Source organism: Pseudomonas sp. A6 (assembly GCF_052367875.1).
In the GTDB taxonomy this organism is placed as follows: Bacteria; Pseudomonadota; Gammaproteobacteria; order Pseudomonadales; family Pseudomonadaceae; genus Pseudomonas; species Pseudomonas citronellolis.
This window is the reverse complement of the sequence record NZ_CP198970.1, coordinates 32,884-48,966: the sequence shown is the minus strand read 5'-3', so window position 1 is coordinate 48,966 and position 16,083 is coordinate 32,884. Positions and strand designations below refer to the sequence as shown.

Annotated in this window: 14 protein-coding genes; 8 read left to right on the top strand and 6 right to left on the bottom strand. The window is 67.6% G+C overall.

Annotated features, from left to right (window positions below; all coding sequences use genetic code 11):
• Positions 1 to 15 precede the first annotated feature (15 nt).
• Positions 16 to 1,152: an IS481 family transposase gene (locus tag ACTWJ5_RS00210; RefSeq protein ID WP_135499969.1), complete on the top strand. Its 1,137-nt coding sequence runs from the start codon at positions 16 to 18 to the stop codon at positions 1,150 to 1,152.
• A gap of 197 nt (positions 1,153 to 1,349) precedes the next feature.
• On the opposite strand, the gene aroE is transcribed toward ACTWJ5_RS00210, so the two are convergent.
• Both aroE and hemF read right to left on the bottom strand, forming a co-directional pair.
• On the bottom strand, positions 1,350 to 2,171 hold the full coding sequence (gene aroE / locus ACTWJ5_RS00205) for a shikimate dehydrogenase (protein WP_116426176.1): 822 nt from the start codon (positions 2,169 to 2,171) through the stop codon (positions 1,350 to 1,352).
• Between the two features lie 143 nt (positions 2,172 to 2,314).
• A complete protein-coding gene (gene hemF / locus ACTWJ5_RS00200) occupies positions 2,315 to 3,229 on the bottom strand; it encodes an oxygen-dependent coproporphyrinogen oxidase (RefSeq protein ID WP_444437240.1) in 915 nt (304 codons plus the stop codon).
• Between the two features lie 181 nt (positions 3,230 to 3,410).
• On the opposite strand from hemF, the gene ACTWJ5_RS00195 reads away from it, so the two are divergent.
• The gene (locus tag ACTWJ5_RS00195; RefSeq protein WP_253390979.1) at positions 3,411 to 4,388 is read left to right on the top strand and encodes a quinone oxidoreductase family protein; all 978 of its coding nucleotides are present in this window, start codon (positions 3,411 to 3,413) and stop codon (positions 4,386 to 4,388) included.
• A 436-nt stretch (positions 4,389 to 4,824) separates the two neighbouring features.
• Here the strand turns inward: ACTWJ5_RS00195 and ACTWJ5_RS00190 are convergent, their stop codons facing one another.
• The 3 genes from ACTWJ5_RS00190 to ACTWJ5_RS00180 all read right to left on the bottom strand — a co-directional run bounded on the left by ACTWJ5_RS00190 (position 4,825) and on the right by ACTWJ5_RS00180 (position 8,199).
• Positions 4,825 to 5,382 (bottom strand): L-threonylcarbamoyladenylate synthase, encoded by a 558-nt coding sequence (locus ACTWJ5_RS00190; protein WP_074980793.1) that lies wholly within the window; start codon positions 5,380 to 5,382, stop codon positions 4,825 to 4,827.
• 44 nt (positions 5,383 to 5,426) lie between these two features.
• On the bottom strand, positions 5,427 to 6,521 hold the full coding sequence (gene dprA, locus ACTWJ5_RS00185; RefSeq protein ID WP_444437239.1) for a DNA-processing protein DprA: 1,095 nt from the start codon (positions 6,519 to 6,521) through the stop codon (positions 5,427 to 5,429).
• Positions 6,522 to 7,173: 652 nt separating this feature from the next.
• Positions 7,174 to 8,199 carry a LysM peptidoglycan-binding domain-containing protein gene (locus ACTWJ5_RS00180; protein WP_116425847.1) on the bottom strand — a complete coding sequence of 342 codons (1,026 nt, stop codon included), beginning with the start codon at positions 8,197 to 8,199 and terminating at the stop codon, positions 7,174 to 7,176.
• Positions 8,200 to 8,336: 137 nt separating this feature from the next.
• On the opposite strand from ACTWJ5_RS00180, the gene def reads away from it, so the two are divergent.
• The 6 genes from def (at position 8,337) to ACTWJ5_RS00150 (ending at position 14,661) form a co-directional block, all read left to right on the top strand.
• Positions 8,337 to 8,843 carry a peptide deformylase gene (gene def / locus ACTWJ5_RS00175; protein WP_074980790.1) on the top strand — a complete coding sequence of 169 codons (507 nt, stop codon included), beginning with the start codon at positions 8,337 to 8,339 and terminating at the stop codon, positions 8,841 to 8,843.
• Positions 8,844 to 8,901: 58 nt separating this feature from the next.
• Complete coding sequence (gene fmt / locus ACTWJ5_RS00170) at positions 8,902 to 9,846, top strand: methionyl-tRNA formyltransferase (RefSeq protein WP_074980789.1); 945 nt, start codon at positions 8,902 to 8,904, stop codon at positions 9,844 to 9,846.
• Positions 9,843 to 11,153: a 16S rRNA (cytosine(967)-C(5))-methyltransferase RsmB gene (gene rsmB / locus ACTWJ5_RS00165; protein ID WP_261747275.1), complete on the top strand. Its 1,311-nt coding sequence runs from the start codon at positions 9,843 to 9,845 to the stop codon at positions 11,151 to 11,153. Before fmt ends, rsmB begins: the two co-directional genes overlap by 4 nt.
• Before the next feature lie 24 nt (positions 11,154 to 11,177).
• On the top strand, positions 11,178 to 12,551 hold the full coding sequence (gene trkA / locus ACTWJ5_RS00160; RefSeq protein ID WP_058487932.1) for a Trk system potassium transporter TrkA: 1,374 nt from the start codon (positions 11,178 to 11,180) through the stop codon (positions 12,549 to 12,551).
• A 199-nt stretch (positions 12,552 to 12,750) separates the two neighbouring features.
• Entirely contained in the window at positions 12,751 to 13,074 is a 324-nt protein-coding gene (locus ACTWJ5_RS00155; protein ID WP_074980787.1) for a tetratricopeptide repeat protein, read from the top strand.
• 609 nt (positions 13,075 to 13,683) lie between these two features.
• Positions 13,684 to 14,661 carry an IS110 family transposase gene (locus tag ACTWJ5_RS00150; RefSeq protein WP_444436200.1) on the top strand — a complete coding sequence of 326 codons (978 nt, stop codon included), beginning with the start codon at positions 13,684 to 13,686 and terminating at the stop codon, positions 14,659 to 14,661.
• Between the two features lie 37 nt (positions 14,662 to 14,698).
• On the opposite strand, the gene ACTWJ5_RS00145 is transcribed toward ACTWJ5_RS00150, so the two are convergent.
• Positions 14,699 to 16,078 carry an aspartate aminotransferase family protein gene (locus ACTWJ5_RS00145; RefSeq protein WP_444437238.1) on the bottom strand — a complete coding sequence of 460 codons (1,380 nt, stop codon included), beginning with the start codon at positions 16,076 to 16,078 and terminating at the stop codon, positions 14,699 to 14,701.
• Positions 16,079 to 16,083: the final 5 nt, after the last annotated feature.

The following is a 16,083-nucleotide window of genomic DNA, read 5'->3' as shown; positions in this document are numbered from 1 at the left end:
TCGGGAGATCGAGCGATGCCGTGGAAGGAGTGCACACCTGTGTCCAGTCGATATGAGTTCGTTCTCCTGGCAGAACAGCCTGATGCCAACGTGCGGGAGCTGTGCCGGCGCTTCGAGATCAGTCCGAAAACAGCCTACAAGTGGCTTCGACGCTACCAAGAGCAAGGCGAACCGGGATTGCTGGATAAGTCCCGGCGTCCCTTGAGTTGCCCCCGCCGTAGCAGCGAGGACCTGGAGCACGCTGTCCTGGCCTTGCATGAGGCCTATCCCGCCTGGGGCGGCCGCAAACTGCGCAGCCTGATGTCGGGTGACGAGTCTGCACGTCCGCATCACAGCACGCTCGATGCGATTCTGCGCCGGCATGGCCGGCCGTTGCGTTATGGGGCCGACGCCGGCCCTGCCGCGACATCGCGCTTCGAGCACGAGGCGCCAAACGACCTCTGGCAGATGGACTTCAAGGGGCACTTTGCGCTGTTCGGCCAGCGCCAGCATTGCCATCCATTGACGCTGCTCGATGACCACTCACGCTTTGCCCTGTGCCTGGCGGCCTGTGCTGACGAGCGGCGTGAAACGGTCCGCCAACAACTGATCAGGGTATTCCGGCGCTATGGCCTGCCCCGGCGCATTACCAGCGACAACGGCCCACCCTGGGGCTCAACCCGTCGCGGCGGCCTCTCGGCTCTGGAAGTCTGGTTGATGCGCTTGGGCATCAAGGTCGGACACAGCCGGCCTCACCATCCGCAGACCCAAGGCAAGCTCGAACGCTTCCATCAGACGCTCAAGCGCGAGCTGCTGCACGACGCGCACTTCCGCACCCTGGAGCAATGCCAGGCGGGTATGGACCGCTGGCTGGAACAGTACAATCAGCAACGTCCGCATCAGGCGCTGGGCCAGAAGCCGCCCTTGACGCGTTACCGGAGCAGCCCCAGGCCATACCCGGAAAAGTTGCTGGAAGTGGAGTACGAGCCCGGAGAGCGGGTGCTGACGGTACATACCAAGGGCCAGATTCGCCTCGATGGCCGAATGGTATTCGTCAGCGAAGGTCTGGCGGGTGAGCGAGTCGCCATCCGCCCCGCCAAGGAGGATGGCGTACTCGACATCATTTTCATCAACAAAACGGTCCGGCAGGTCGACCTCAGGCAGCCGGAGTGACCATGGGAAACCGTTACCCATGTGTCCCGACAGGCGTTACCTATGTGTCCCGGCAGAACACTTGCGAAACCCATGCGGTTGCGCTGATGGGTATCGCTTCGCTCAACACCATCCTACGGGGGCATTGTGTTTGCCGGGAGGCGTAGGAGCGGACTCCGTCCGCGATTTATTCGCCCAGCGCACGGGGCATCCGGCGCTCAACCCGCCAATTGCCGCCGCAGTTCGTCCAGCACCGGCCGCGAATCCGGCCGCACGCCGCGCCACAGCACGAAGGCCTCCGCCGCCTGCTCCACCAGCATGCCCAGGCCATCGATGCAGCGCGCCGCGCCATGCTCAGCGGCCCAACGGTTGAAGGCGGTCGGCTCCTTGCCATACATCATGTCGTAGCAGACGGTATGCCCCGGGCGGATCAGCGCCGCGTCGATGGGCGGCAGTTCGCCGGCCAGGCTGGCCGAGGTGCCGTTGACGATCAGGTCGAAGGGTTCGTCGCGCAGGTCGAAGCCGCCGGCGCGCACCGTGCCCAGGTCGGCGAACTCGCGGGCCAGCTGCTCGGCCTTGGCCGCGGTGCGGTTGAGCACCACCAGCGCCGCCGGGCCCTCGGCCAGGAAGGGTTCGAGGATGCCGCGCACCGCGCCGCCGGCGCCCAGCACCAGCACGCGGCGGCCCTTGAGCGCCACGCCGTTGTTCACCACCAGGTCGCGGGTCAGCCCCGCGCCATCGGTGTTGTCGCCCAGCAGGCGGCCGTCGTCGAGCCTCTTCAGGGTGTTCACCGCGCCGGCGCGGCGGGCGCGCTCGGTGAGTTCACCGCACAGGCGGTAGGCGTCTTCCTTGAAGGGCACGGTGACGTTGGCGCCCAGGCCCTCGGCGAAGAACGCGCGGGCGGCCCCGGCGAAGTCGTCCAGCGGCGCCAGCTGGGCGTCGTAGGTGAGCGCCTGGCCGGTCTGCTCGGCGAACAGGCGATGGATCAGCGGCGACTTGCTGTGGCCGATGGGGTTGCCGAAGACGCAATAGCGGTCCATTGGAGTCCTGCGGGTGGGAAAACCGAAAGAGCGGCAGCTTGCCGGTTTTTGCGGCAAGCTGCCAGGCCGCGGTTCGCGAGCAAGCTCGCTCCTACGAAGAGCAGACGCGTACCTGTAGGAGCGAGCTTGCTCGCGAACCCTCGTCAGCTACCGGCGAGCCAATCCCGGTCCTGGAGGAAATACTCGGTCAGCCGCGCCTCTTCGCTGCCCGGCTCGGGCTTCCAGTCGTAGCCCCAGCGCACCTGCGGAGGCAGCGACATGAGGATGGATTCGGTGCGCCCACCGGACTGCAGGCCGAACAGGGTGCCGCGGTCGTAGACCAGGTTGAACTCCACGTAGCGGCCGCGGCGGAACTCCTGGAACTCGCGCTGCTGTTCGGTCCAGGCCTGGGCCTTGCGCTTGCGCACGATGGGCAGGTAGGCCTCGATGTAGGCGTCGCCGATGGCGCGCAGGAAGGCGAAGCTGGTGTCGAAGTCCCACTGGTTCAGGTCGTCGAAGAACAGGCCGCCGATGCCACGCGGCTCATTGCGGTGCTTGAGGTGGAAGTAGCGGTCGCACCATTCCTTGTAGCGCGGGTAGACGTCCTCGCCGAAAGGCGCGCAGGCCTCGCGGGCGACCTTGTGCCAGTGCACACAGTCTTCCTCATGGGCGTAGTAGGGCGTCAGGTCGAAGCCGCCGCCGAACCACCACACCGGCTCTTCGCCTTCCTTCTCGGCGATGAAGAAGCGCACGTTGGCGTGGGAAGTCGGCACGTGCGGGTTGCGCGGGTGGATCACCAGCGACACGCCCAGGGCCTGGAAGCCGCGCCCGGCCAGTTCCGGGCGGTGCGCGCTGGCCGATGGCGGCAGGCCGGCGCCGAACACGTGGGAGAAGTTCACCCCGCCCTTCTCGATCAGCGCGCCATCGCCGATCACCCGGGTGCGGCCACCGCCGCCGGCCGGACGCTCCCAGGCGTCCTCGATGAAGCGGGCGCCGCCGTCCTCGGCTTCGAGTGCGGTGCAGATGCGGTCTTGCAGGTCGAGCAGGTAGGCCTTCACGGCCTGGATAGGGTCGGTCACGGGATCACCTTGGAGCGGGAAAGCCTTGCGGCGCCAGGGCTGCAGGCCGGGAGAGGGGCGCAAGCATAGCATTCCCGGCCGCCATGCCATGCTTGACGGCGGTCAACAAGGCGGCTTGGATGAAAGACTTTTCCCAACGCGGCGCCGACCCCTCCGACGCCGCATGCAGCAGGAGATCGACATGGCCAAGCGCATCCAGTTCGCCCGCACCGGCGGCCCCGAAGTCCTCGAATACCTCGACTACACCCCCGCCGAGCCGGGCCCGAAGGAAGTCCGCGTACGCAACCGCGCCATCGGCCTGAACTTCATCGACAACTACTTCCGCAGCGGCCTCTACCCGGCCCCGGCGCTGCCCTCCGGGCTGGGCACCGAGGGCGCCGGCGAGATCGAGGCGGTGGGCAGCGAGGTGAGCAACGTCAAGGTCGGCGACCGCGTCGGCTACGCCACCGGCCCGCTGGGCGCCTACAGCGAGCTGCACGTGCTGCCGGCGGCCAACGTGGTGAAACTGCCCGACGCCATCGATTTCGAGACCGCCGCCGCGGTGATGCTCAAGGGCCTGACCGTGCAGTACCTGCTGCGCCAGACCTACAACGCCCAGCCCGGCCAGACCGTGCTCTGGCACGCGGCCGCCGGCGGCGTCGGGCTGATCGCCTGCCAGTGGGCCAAGGCCCTGGGGGTGAAGCTGATCGGCACCGTCGGCTCGGCCGCCAAGGCGGAGCTGGCCAAGGCCCATGGCGCCTGGGCGACCATCGACTACAGCCAGGAGAACGTGGCGGAGCGCGTGCTGCAGCTCACCGACGGCAAGAAGTGCCCGGTGGTCTACGACTCGGTGGGCAAGGACACCTGGCCGATCTCCCTGGACTGCGCCGCCCCGCGCGGGCTGATCGTCAGCTTCGGCAACGCCTCGGGCCCGGTGGACGGCATCAACCTGGGCATCCTGGCGCAGAAGGGCTCGCTGTTCGTCACCCGGCCGACGCTGTTCGGCTACGCCAACACCCCGGAGCGCCTACAGGCGATGGCCGAGGACCTGTTCGGCATGCTCGTCTCGGGCAAGGTCAAGGTGGAGATCAACCAGCGCTACGCCCTGGCCGACGCGGCCAAGGCGCAGACCGAACTGGCGGCGCGGCGGACCACCGGGTCGACCATTCTGTTGCCTTGAGGGAAACAGCGGATAACGCCGTTGGCGTTATCCGCCCACGGGCACGGCTTCTCGTAGGAGCGAGCTTGCTCGCGAACCGAATTTGCCGGGAACAGTGGATGTTGGCGTTCAGAGCGCCCTCTCCCTAACCCTCTCCCGCAAGCGGGAGAGGGGACCGTTCGGTGTGTTCGGGGAATTTTGGTGTTAGCCGGCTACCGCGAGGTTTTCGGCTGGCGCCATACCATTTCTCGGCACGGACAGCCCCCTCTCCCTTCAGGGCGGGGCGCGCAGCCGAGGGTTGGGGAGAGGGGACGGAGCCAAACTAAAACACCGAAGTCACAGCTGAGCACTGTTCGCGAGCAAGCTCGCTCCTACGAAGAGCCCCCGGCGCGGCATGCAAGACAGTTGCTCCTACAGCCAGCGCCGAATTTCCCACCCATACCACACAGCCCGCCTCTCAGGCCGGGCGCAAGGTCCGGCCGGTAACCAGGTCGCGGATCACGCTGGGGTTGCGCCGGCCGCCGAGCTTGCCGTCGAGCACGCCGTCCAGCTCGCCGCGGAAGTACTGCTCCACCCGCAGCCGCGAGCGCGCCGCCGGGCGTCCGGCGGGGTTGGCCGAGGTGGACACCAGCGGGCCGGTCAGCGCGCAGAGTTCGCGCACCAGCGGGTGTTCGCTGACGCGCAGGGCCACGCTGTCGTGCTGGCCGGTGATCCACTCCGGCAGGCGCCCCTGGTGCGGCACCAGCCAGGTGTTCGGGCCCGGCCAGGTGGCGCCCAGGCGGTCCTGCCATTCCTGCGGCAGGTCGGCGAGCAGGAAGTCGAACTGGCGGATGTTGTCGGCCACCAGGATCAGGCCCTTCTCCACCGGCCGCGCCTTGATGGCCAGCAGGCGGTAGACGGCATCCTCGTTCCAGGGGTCGCAGCCCAGGCCCCAGACGGCTTCGGTCGGGTAGGCGATGACGCCGCCCTCGCGCACTATCCTGGCCACACGCTGCACACGCCAGCTGCTGATCATCGGCAAACTCCGGGGAAATAACGATTGCGCGGCAGTTTACGTGCTCAGCCGCCGCGATGCACCCAGACGCCGGCCTCGCACGCCACCTTGCCTTCCAGCTCCAGCTCGGTCAGCGCCGCCAGCACCTGTGGCAGCGCCCAGCCACTGCCGGCGGCCAGCGCCTCGCAGCCCTGCGGGGCGGCGCGCAGCAGGTCCAGCAGTGGGTGCGTCTGCTGCTGCGGGGCCGGTTTGCTGACCGGTGCCTCGGCAGTCCAGCCGCTCAGGCCTTCGAGGATGTCGTCGATGCGCTCCACCAGGGTGGCGCCCTGGCGGATCAGCTCGTGGCAGCCGCGCGCGCCGGGATGGTGGATGGAGCCGGGAATGGCGTAGACCTCGCGGCCCTGCTCGGCGGCCAGCCGCGCGGTGATCAGCGAGCCGCTGGCCGGGCTGGCCTCCACCACCAGCACGCCCAGGGACAGGCCGCTGATGATGCGGTTGCGCCGCGGGAAGTTGTCCGGCCGCGGCGGGCAGTCCAGCGGCAGTTCGGACAGCAGCGCGCCGCCGCCCTCGACGATGCGCCGCGCCAGCCCCAGGTGCCGTCGGGGATACAGGCATTGCAGGCCCGTGCCGAGCACCGCCAGGGTGACGCCACCAGCTTCCAGCGCGCCTTCGTGGGCGGCGCCGTCGATGCCCAGGGCCAGCCCGCTGGTGATGGCGAAGCCGCCGCCGGCCAGGCTGCGGGCGAAGGCGCGGGCGGTGTCCAGCCCCGGGCGGCTGGCGCGCCGGCTGCCGACCACCGCCAGTTGCGGCCGGCCCAGGGCCGCGCGGGCGCCCTCGACGAACAGCAGCGGCGGCGCATCGCTCAGCTCCGCCAGCAGCGTGGGGTAGTCCTCGGCGTCCCACATCAGCAGGTGCCGCTCGGGCCCTTCCAGCCAGCGCAGAGCCTCGGCCGCCGCCTGGCGGGTGGCTTGGCTGCGCCGCGCCTCGGCGCTTGCCGCCGGCAAGCCCAGCGAGCGCCAGGCCGCGGCGGGCGCGCTGAGGGCAGCGGAGGCGCTACCGAAGGCCGCCAGCAGGGCGGCGAAGCGCCGCGGCCCCAGTTCAGGCAGGGCGTGCAGGCGCAGGCGGGCTTCCAGTTCGGCGGGGGAGGGTTGGCGGGGCATGGCGGCAGTCCTTGGCGCATTGGCGGGAACCCCGACTATGCCGCGTCCGCCGGCCGCCGCCTGCCGGACGCTTCGGAAGATCCGGCCGGCAGAAACGAAGAACGCCGTCGTGGTGGCAATGTTGTTCATTCAAGTGATGTCTTGGTTCAGCGGAGGTGCGCACGCTTGGGGTCCGCTCCCTCACCCCAACCCTCTCTCGGAGGGAGAGAGGGATGTTCGTGCCACCGGGGCTTCCGGCGTGGTCGGTGAATCCAATCGCGGACAAAGTCCGCTCCTACGCCCGAGCTTCCTAGAACTGTAGGAGCGGACTCTGTCCGCGATTCGGCGGATAGCGCCGTACGGATTTCTCGAGAACTTTAGGCGCTGGGCTCAAGAGCACCCTCTCCCCAGCCCTCTCCCGCAAGCGGGAGAGGGGGCTGTTCGGAGTGGGTGGGGAGTTTGGAGTCATCCTGGAACGCCTAACTCCACCCTCGTCATTCCCGCGTCCCGCGTTCGCGGGAATGACGGGGTTAGGTTGGGTGCAAAGGATCAAAGCTCGCGAGCCAAGCCATCCCCCACCCCATATGAAAAATGCCGTTTCCCCAAACAGAGAAACGGCATTCTTTCTTAAGTGAGCCCCGCCATGGCGGGGCTCTTCACACAGGCACGCAAGTCAGGGATTGCGCACCTTGTCCTGCACTTCCAGCGAACGGTTGGCGGTAAGCACCAAGCCATAACTGAGACGGTTATAGGTACGGAAAATCATCACCAGCCCGGAACGCTCATCAGGAATCTTCACCAGATCACCACTGACACGATCCCGCACCGTCTCGCCAAGCTTGTAGATGGCCAGCACGTTGCCTTCCTCCAGGCCATCACGGCTGCCCTTGTCGATGGTCACCACATCGTACTTGCCGATCTGGGTGACGCCGCGCGGCACGTCGATGATGCTGCCCTTGATCGGCGTCTTCGGCTCGCTGGGCATGAAGATCGAGGTCACCGCGCGTTCCTCGGTGGGGAACAGGCGGTCGCCCGGCCGCACTTCCTGGGTGGTGCGCGTCAGGTTGAGGGTGGCGATGTCGTCTTCCTTGGCAGTCACCCGGGCGCTGCCGACGTCCATGGCGTCGACGCCGAGGACTTCCTTGGTGTCCGGGTCGGAGTAGATCTTGCCCTGGCGGAAGATGCCGTAGCTGCCTTCCTCGGCCAGGGAGTCGCCGCGGGCGTAGGCGCGGTCGCCGGCGCCGCTGACCACACGCTCGGCATCGCCGGCGACCATGTAGGGGGCGTTGCTGAAGTCACCCTCGCTGTCGACGATGCGGTTGGACAGCAGGAAGGCGTTGATCTTGTCCAGCGGGATGGTCGGCACCGCCTCGGCCATCGGCGTGCTGCGCACCTTGGGCGACAGCTTGATGGTGCCGTGGGAGGCGCCGCGGTTGAGCACCAGGCGCGGCTGGCCGTCGATGTACACCAGGCTGAGGACGTCGCCGGGGTAGATCAGGTGCGGGTTGCGAATCTGCGGATTCACCTGCCAGATCTCCGGCCACTTCCAGGGCTTGCTCAGGAACTTGCCGGAGATGTCCCAGAGGGTGTCGCCCTTGACCACCGTATAGCGGTCCGGGTGGCCGTCCCTGAGTTCCACGGCACCCTGCGCCATGCTTCCTGCCGCCAGCAGCAGCACGGCGAGTAGTGTTTTCCTCATGCGGTGAATCCCTTTATTATGTATACACATGAAACGCTGGAAAGCCGCCCCTACCGGGCCTTCCAGGGTTTTTCGATGCTGCTCAGCATATTAGCAGCCGATTTTTACTTTATTCCACAAGTGCATCACAAACGCATATGGCCATTCTGAACATCCTCGAATTCCCCGATCCGCGCCTGCGCACGATCGCCAAGCCTGTCGAGGTGGTCGACGATAGCGTGCGCCAACTGGTCGACGACATGTTCGAAACCATGTACGAGGCGCCCGGCATCGGCCTGGCCGCCACCCAGGTGAACGTACACAAGCGCGTCGTGGTGATGGACCTGTCCGAGGACAAGTCCGAGCCGCGCGTGTTCATCAACCCGGAACTGGAAGCGCTCACCGAAGAGATGGGCGAGTACCAGGAGGGTTGCCTGTCGGTGCCCGGCTTCTACGAGAGCGTCGACCGCCCGCTGCGGGTGCGCGTCAAGGCGCTGGACCGCGACGGCAAGGCCTTCGAGGAAATCGCCGAGGGCCTGCTGGCGGTGTGCATCCAGCATGAGTGCGACCACCTGAACGGCAAGCTGTTCGTCGACTACCTGTCCAACCTCAAGCGCGACCGGATCAAGAAGAAGCTGGAAAAGCAGCACCGCCAGCGCGCCTGACACCCTCCTCCCCAAAGGCTTGCTCCGGCAAGCCTTTTTTCTTTAAGCGAGCCTACGCATGAGCCAAGCATTGCGCATCGTCTTCGCCGGGACCCCGGAATTCGCCGCCGAGCACCTCAAGGCCCTGCTCGATACCCCGCATGAGATCGTCGCCGTCTACACCCAGCCGGACCGCCCGGCCGGCCGCGGCCAGAAGCTGATGCCCAGCCCGGTCAAGCAGCTCGCCGCGCAGCATGGCCTGCCGGTGCTGCAGCCGCCGACCCTGCGCAACCCAGAAGCCCAGGCCGAGTTGGCCGCGCTGCAGCCGGACCTGATGGTGGTGGTCGCCTATGGCCTGATCCTGCCCCAGGCGGTGCTGGACATCCCGCGCCTGGGCTGCATCAACAGCCATGCCTCGCTGCTGCCGCGCTGGCGCGGTGCCGCGCCCATCCAGCGCGCCGTGCAGGCTGGCGATGCGGAAAGCGGCGTAACCGTGATGCAGATGGAAGCGGGCCTGGACACCGGGCCGATGCTGCTCAAGGTCGTCACCCCGATCAGTCCCGAGGACACCGGCGGCAGCCTGCACGACCGCCTGGCGCGCCTGGGCCCGCCGGCGGTGGTCGAGGCCATCGCCGGCCTGGCCGCAGGCACGCTCAAGGGCGAGGTGCAGGACGACGCCCTGGCCACCTACGCGCACAAGCTCAGCAAGGACGAGGCGAAGCTCGACTGGAGCCGCCCTGCCGTGGAACTGGAGCGCGCCGTGCGCGCCTTCGATCCCTGGCCGGTGTGCCACACCACCCTGAACGGCGAGCCGCTGAAGGTCTGGGCCGCGCGCCTGGGCGAGAGCAGGGGCGAGCCGGGGAAAATCCTCGGCGCCAGCCGTGACGGCCTGCTGGTGGGCTGCGGCGAAGGCAGCCTGCTGCTGACCCGCGTGCAGCTGCCCGGCGGCAAGCCGCTGGCCTTCGCCGACCTGTTCAACAGCCGCCGCGAGCAGTTCGCCACCGGCCTGGTGCTCGGCCAATGAGCCTCAGCCCGCGCCTCGCCGCGGCCCGCGCGCTGGCCGCCGTGCTCGCCGGCCGCGCCTCGCTGGGCAGCTCGCTGCCGCCGCAGCTGGAGCTGGTCGCCCCGCGCGACCGCGGCCTGACCCAGGAGCTGGCCTTCGGCGCCGCGCGCTGGCAACCACGCCTGGCGGCCCTGGCCGCGCGCCTGCTGCAGAAGCCGTTCAAGGCCGGCGACCGCGACGTCGAGGCGCTGCTGCTGGTCGGCCTGTACCAGTTGCTCTACACCCGCATTCCGCCCCACGCGGCCATCGGCGAGACCGTCGGCTGCGCCGACAAGCTGAAGAAGTCCTGGGCCAAGGGCCTGCTCAACGCCGTGCTGCGCCGCGCCCAGCGCGAGGGCGAAGTGCTGCTGGCCGACGTCGACCGCGACCCGGCCGCGCGCCTGGCCCACCCGCGCTGGCTGCAGAAGGCGCTGAAGCAGGCCTGGCCGGAGCAGTTCGAAGCCGTTTGCGCGGCGAACAACGCCCACCCGCCGATGACCCTGCGGGTGAACCGCCGCCAGGGCAGCCGTGACGCCTACCTGGCCGAACTGCAGGCCGCCGGCATCGAGGCCGCGCCCTGCGCCTACAGCCGCGACGGCATCCAGCTAACCCAGCCCTGCGACGTGCGCGAGCTGCCGGGCTTCGCCGAAGGCCGGGTGAGCGTGCAGGACGAGGCCGCACAGTTGGCCGCCGACCTGCTCGAACTGGCCCCCGGCCAGCGCGTGCTCGACGCCTGCTGCGCCCCCGGCGGCAAGACCTGCCACCTGCTGGAGGCCGAGCCGGGCCTGGCTGGCGTGCTCGGCGTGGACCTGGAAGAAAGCCGCCTGGTGCGCGTGCGCGAAAATCTGCAGCGCCTGCGACTAGATGCCACGCTGCTCGCCGCCGACGGCCGCGATACCGTCGCCTGGTGGGACGGCAAGCCGTTCCAGCGCATCCTGCTGGACGCGCCCTGCTCGGCCACCGGCGTCATCCGCCGGCACCCGGACATCAAGCTGACCCGCGCCGCCGAGGACATCCCGGCCCTGGCGCAACTGCAGGGCGAGCTATTGGACGCGCTGTGGCCAACCCTGGAAGTCGGCGGCATCCTGCTCTACGCCACCTGCTCGGTGATGCCCCAGGAGAACCGCGAGTCGATCGCCGCCTTCCTCGCCCGCACCCCCGGCGCCCGCGAGCTGGACCTGGCCGGGCCCTGGGGCCTGAAGCAGGCGCACGGGCGCCAGCTGTTGCCGCAAGAGGGCGGGCACGACGGTTTCTACTATGCCAAGCTCATCAAGATCTCAGCCCGCTAGCACTGCACGGACGAGCGCGACCCCATGAAGATCATCATCCTCGGCGCCGGCCAGGTCGGCGGCACCCTGGCCGAGCACCTGGCCAGCGAAGCCAACGACATCACCGTGGTCGACACCGACGGCCAGCGCCTGCGCGACCTCAACGACCGCCTGGACATCCGCACCGTGCACGGCAAGGCCTCGTTCCCCACCGTGCTGCGCCAGGCCGGCGCCGACGACGCCGACATGCTGGTGGCGGTGACCAACAGCGACGAGGTGAACATGGTCGCCTGCCAGGTGGCCTACACCCTGTTCAACACCCCCACGCGCATCGCCCGGGTGCGCGAGGCGGCCTACCTGACGCGCACCGGCCTGTTCGACAACGAGGCCATCCCGGTGGACGTGCTGATCAGCCCCGAGCAGGTGGTGACCAACTACATCAAGCGCCTGGTGGAATACCCCGGCTCGCTGCAGGTGATCGACTTCGCCGAGGGCAAGGCCCAGCTGGTGGGCATCAAGGCCCACTACGGCGGCCCGCTGGTGGGCCAGGAGCTGCGCCAGCTGCGCGAGCACATGCCCAACGCGGACACCCGCGTCGCCGCCATCTACCGGCGCAACCGGCCGATCATCCCCCAGGGCGACACCGTGATCGAGGCCGACGACGAGGTGTTCTTCATCGCCGCCAAGGCCCACATCCGCGCGGTGATGGGCGAGATGCGCCGGCTGGAGGAGAACTACAAGCGGATCATCATCGCCGGCGGCGGCAACATCGGCGAGCGCCTGGCCGAGGCCATCGAGAACCGCTACCAGGTGAAGATCATCGAGATGAACCCGGCGCGCTGCCGGCACCTGTCGGACAACCTCGACAGCACCATCGTGCTCCAGGGCAGCGCCTCGGACCGCGACCTGCTGCTGGAAGAGAACATCAACGAGACCGACCTGTTCCTGGCCCTGACCAACGACGACGAGGCCAACATCATGTCCTCGCTGCTGGCCAAGCGCCTGGGCGCGCGCAAGGTGATGACGCTGATCAACAACCCGGCCTACGTCGACCTGGTGCAAGGCGGCGAGATCGACATCGCCATCAGCCCGCAGCTGGCCACCATCGGCACCCTGCTGACCCACGTGCGCCGCGGCGACATCGAGAGCGTGCACTCGCTGCGCCGCGGCGCGGCCGAGGCCATCGAGGTGGTGGCCCACGGCGACGCCAAGTCGAGCAAGGTGATCGGCAAGCGCATCGGCGAGGTGCACCTGCCGCCGGGCACCACCATTGGCGCGGTGATCCGCGACGAGGAAGTGCTGATCGCCCACGGCGACACCGTGGTGGAATCCGGCGACCACGTGATCCTCTTCGTGGTCGACAAGAAGCGTATCCGTGACGTCGAGCGGCTGTTCCAGGCCGGTCTGACGTTCTTCTAGGCTGCAGGCTGTAGGCTGTAGGCTGTAGGCTGTAGGCTGTAGGCTGTAGGCTGTAGGCTGTAGGCTGTAGGCAAGAGCTTGACATGCCGCGACGGCACCGCATGCTGTTCGCCTCTAGCCTCTAGCCTCTAGCCTCTAGCCTCTAGCCTCTAGCCTCTAGCCTCTAGCCTCTAGCCTCTAGCCTCTAGCCTCTAGCCCTATGACCGATCCTCAATCCCTCGAAAAACTCCTCGCCAAAGGCATGGACAACCCACTGCTGCGCTTCGGCCTGGGCAAGGGCTACCTGGACGCCGGCGATGCGGCGAAGGCCGCCGAACACCTGCGCCGCTGCGTGGAGCAGGACGCGAAGTACTCCGCCGCCTGGAAGCTGCTGGGCAAGGCCCTGCAGGCCCAGGGCGACCTCGAGGGCGCCCGCGCCGCCTGGACCGACGGCCTGGCCGCCGCCCAGGCCCATGGCGACAAGCAGGCGGAGAAGGAAATGACCGTGTTCCTGCGCAAGCTGGACAAGGCCAAGGGCGGCTGAATCCGCGGCACCTTGTAGGAGCGGGCCCTGCCCGCGATTCGCGCGCAGGGCGCGCTCCTACAGGTGAAGCCGGAGCTGGGCATTGTGTAGGAGCGAGCTTGCTCGCGAACGGTGCCTACCGGCGGCTTCAGTACAATGGCCTGACTCCGTTCCCTCTCCCCAACCCTCGGCTGCGCGCCCCGCCCTGAAGGGAGAGGGGGCCGTCCGGCACGAACGGGAAGTTCAGCGTCACCCTGTAGGAGCGGGCCCTGCCCGCGATTCGCGCGCAGGGCGCGCTCCTACATGGAATGGCGTGGGTGGGGCAGCGTAGGAGCGGATCTCATCCGCGAATCGCGCCGGGATGGCCGGCTATCGCGGACAAGGTCCGCTCCTTGTATGTCGACGACCCGCCATAACGGCGGGTAGTCTCCGGCTGATCACCGGAAGGAAGACCAGGAAGACGTGTCCGCTCCTAGGCTACGAGCCTGCACTGTAGATAGTCTCCTGCCTTCCCAATCCACTCGTGAGTCCGAACGGTATCTGGAGCCCCACCCCGGTGGTAGCTCGTATAGGCAAGGTTGGATGGAGTGGAGTGCTGATGATGTAAAGCTGTAAGAGGTAGCAGGAGTTATGGCCATCGTAGTTGGCGTGGATATCGCCAAGAAAACTTTCGACATTGCGGTTCTGCAGAGCAATGGCAAATACCGCACCAAAGGCAATCTGAGCAACGATCAGTCGGGCTTCAGCGTCTTTGACCAGTGGCTGCAAAAACATGCCGAGCCAGGGGCGTGGGTGGTGATGGAAGCCACCAACATCTATCACGAAGCTCTGGGCGATTATCTGTTGGCCCGGGGATATCGTGTCTGCGTGATGAATCCGGCACGTATCGCCAGCTATGCGCAAAGCCAGTTGCAACGGGTCAAGACCGACAAGGTCGACGCCAAGTTGATCGCCCTCTACGGCGCTCGGCATGCCGAGGATCTCCAGCTCTGGCAGCCGGACCCGGTGAGCGTGCGGCAACTCCGTGCGCTGGTACGGCGCTACGAAGAGCTCAAGGAGCTGTTCCAGATGGAAATCAACCGCCTGGAAACCGCCAAGAGCGACGTGGTGAAAGAGTCGATCCTGTCGGTCTCGGCCCATCTGGAACAGCAGATTGAACAGACGCTGGAAGCGATTCGCCAACATATCGACAACGATCCTGACTTGCGGGGCAAGCGCGATCTGCTGACGAGTATCGAGGGTATCAGCGACAAAACTGCAGCCCTGTTGCTGGCCGAACTTGGATCAATCAGCCGCTTCGAGAGTGCCCGGGCGGTCGTGGCTTTTGCAGGACTCAATCCGAGGCTCAGGGAATCCGGCCAACACAAGGGCCAGGTGAGGATCTCAAAGATCGGCTCACGCCTCTTGCGGGCAGGCCTGTTCATGCCAGCCATCTGTGCCATGAGCCATAACCAGGCGATACGGGCACTGCGTTTACGGCTCGAGGAGAAAGGCAAAGCGGGTAAACAGATCATCTGTGCTGCCATGCGCAAGCTGCTGCAGATCGCCTATGGCGTCCTCAAGTCGGGCCAGCCATACAATGTGGAACTGGCCCTTGCTCGAGGCTAGGTGACACGGTATCTACCAAGGGACACGCCCCCGCGCCTCAGAGCACCTCCGCCGCCACCGCGTCCACCGCGGCCTTGGCGATGCCCACCACCTCGTCGGCCTCGGCGCGGCTCAGCACCAGCGGCGGGGCGAAGCCGAGGATGTCGCCGTGGGGCATGGCGCGGGCGATCATGCCGCGCTCCAGGCACGCCGCCGAGACCTTCGGGCCCACCTTCAGCGCCGCGTCGAAGGGCGTGCGCGCCTCGCGGTCGGCCATGAACTCCAGCGCCGCCAGCATGCCGTCGCCGCGCACCTCGCCCACCAGCGGGTGGCCTTCGAAGGCCTGGCGCAGTTGCTGGTTGAGGTAGCCGCCGACGTCCGCCGCGTTGGCGGTGATGTTCTCGCGCTCGAGGATGTCCAGGTTGGCCAGCGCCGCCGCCGCGCAGATCGGGTGGCCGGAATAGGTCCAGCCGTGGCCCATGGCGCCTTCGCGGGTGGAGGCGCTGTCGATCACGTCCCAGACCTTTTCGCCGACGATCACCGCGGACAGCGGCGCGTAGGCGCTGGTCAGGCCCTTGGCGGTGGTGATCAGGTCCGGGCGCATGGCGTAGCGCTGGCTGCCCATCTTGTCGCCCAGGCGGCCGAAGGCGCAGACCACCTCGTCGGCGATCAGCAGCACATCGTACTTCGCCAGCACCGCCTGGATCGCCTCCCAGTAGCCCTTGGGCGGGACGATGATGCCGCCGGTGCCCATCACCGGCTCGCCGATGAAGGCCGCCACGGTGTCCGGGCCCTCGGCGAGGATCAGGTTCTCCAGCTCCTGGGCGCAGTGGCGTACGAAGGCCGCCTCGTCCATGCCCGCCGGGGCCTTGTAGAAGTGCGGGCAGAGAGTGTGCCTGACGCCTTCCACCGGCAGGTCGAAGTGCTGGTGGAAGCTGGCCAGGCCGGTGAGGCTGCCGGTGACGATGCCCGAGCCGTGGTAGCCGCGCTGGCGGGAGATGATCTTCTTCTTCTGCGGCCGGCCCAGCACGTTGTTGTAGTAGCGCACCAGCTTGACCTGGGTTTCGTTGGCGTCGGAGCCGGAGAGGCCGTAGTAGACCTTCTTCATGCCCGCCGGCGCCCAGTCGCGGATGATCCGCGCGGACAGCTCGATGATCGCCTCGGACGCGTGGCCGACGTAGGTGTGGTAGTAGGCCAGCTGCTTGGCCTGCTCATGGATGGCGTCGGCCACCTCGGTACGGCCGTAGCCGATGTTCACGCAGTACAGCCCGGCGAAGGCGTCCAGCAACTCGCGGCCCTGGTGGTCGCGGATGCGCACGCCCGAGGCGCCGGTGACGATGCGCCCGGGCAGGGTGCCGCTGGCGTGGTCGTGGGCGTGGGTGGAGGGGTGCATGAAGTGCGCACGGTCCTGTTCGAACAGCTTGGCGTAGTCGGTCATGGCGG

Bases quoted from the DNA above. Each gene is read 5' to 3' on its own strand.
- ACTWJ5_RS00145 (WP_444437238.1), bottom strand. From the start codon at position 16,078: ATGACCGACTACGCCAAGCTGTTCGAACAGGACCGTGCGCACTTCATG.
- ACTWJ5_RS00155 (WP_074980787.1), top strand. From the start codon at position 12,751: ATGACCGATCCTCAATCCCTCGAAAAACTCCTCGCCAAAGGCATGGAC.
- ACTWJ5_RS00150 (WP_444436200.1), top strand. From the start codon at position 13,684: ATGGCCATCGTAGTTGGCGTGGATATCGCCAAGAAAACTTTCGACATT.
- rsmB (WP_261747275.1), top strand. From the start codon at position 9,843: ATGAGCCTCAGCCCGCGCCTCGCCGCGGCCCGCGCGCTGGCCGCCGTG.
- ACTWJ5_RS00190 (WP_074980793.1), bottom strand. From the start codon at position 5,382: ATGATCAGCAGCTGGCGTGTGCAGCGTGTGGCCAGGATAGTGCGCGAG.
- dprA (WP_444437239.1), bottom strand. From the start codon at position 6,521: ATGCCCCGCCAACCCTCCCCCGCCGAACTGGAAGCCCGCCTGCGCCTG.
- def (WP_074980790.1), top strand. From the start codon at position 8,337: ATGGCCATTCTGAACATCCTCGAATTCCCCGATCCGCGCCTGCGCACG.
- ACTWJ5_RS00210 (WP_135499969.1), top strand. From the start codon at position 16: ATGCCGTGGAAGGAGTGCACACCTGTGTCCAGTCGATATGAGTTCGTT.
- aroE (WP_116426176.1), bottom strand. From the start codon at position 2,171: ATGGACCGCTATTGCGTCTTCGGCAACCCCATCGGCCACAGCAAGTCG.
- ACTWJ5_RS00180 (WP_116425847.1), bottom strand. From the start codon at position 8,199: ATGAGGAAAACACTACTCGCCGTGCTGCTGCTGGCGGCAGGAAGCATG.
- fmt (WP_074980789.1), top strand. From the start codon at position 8,902: ATGAGCCAAGCATTGCGCATCGTCTTCGCCGGGACCCCGGAATTCGCC.
- ACTWJ5_RS00195 (WP_253390979.1), top strand. From the start codon at position 3,411: ATGGCCAAGCGCATCCAGTTCGCCCGCACCGGCGGCCCCGAAGTCCTC.
- trkA (WP_058487932.1), top strand. From the start codon at position 11,178: ATGAAGATCATCATCCTCGGCGCCGGCCAGGTCGGCGGCACCCTGGCC.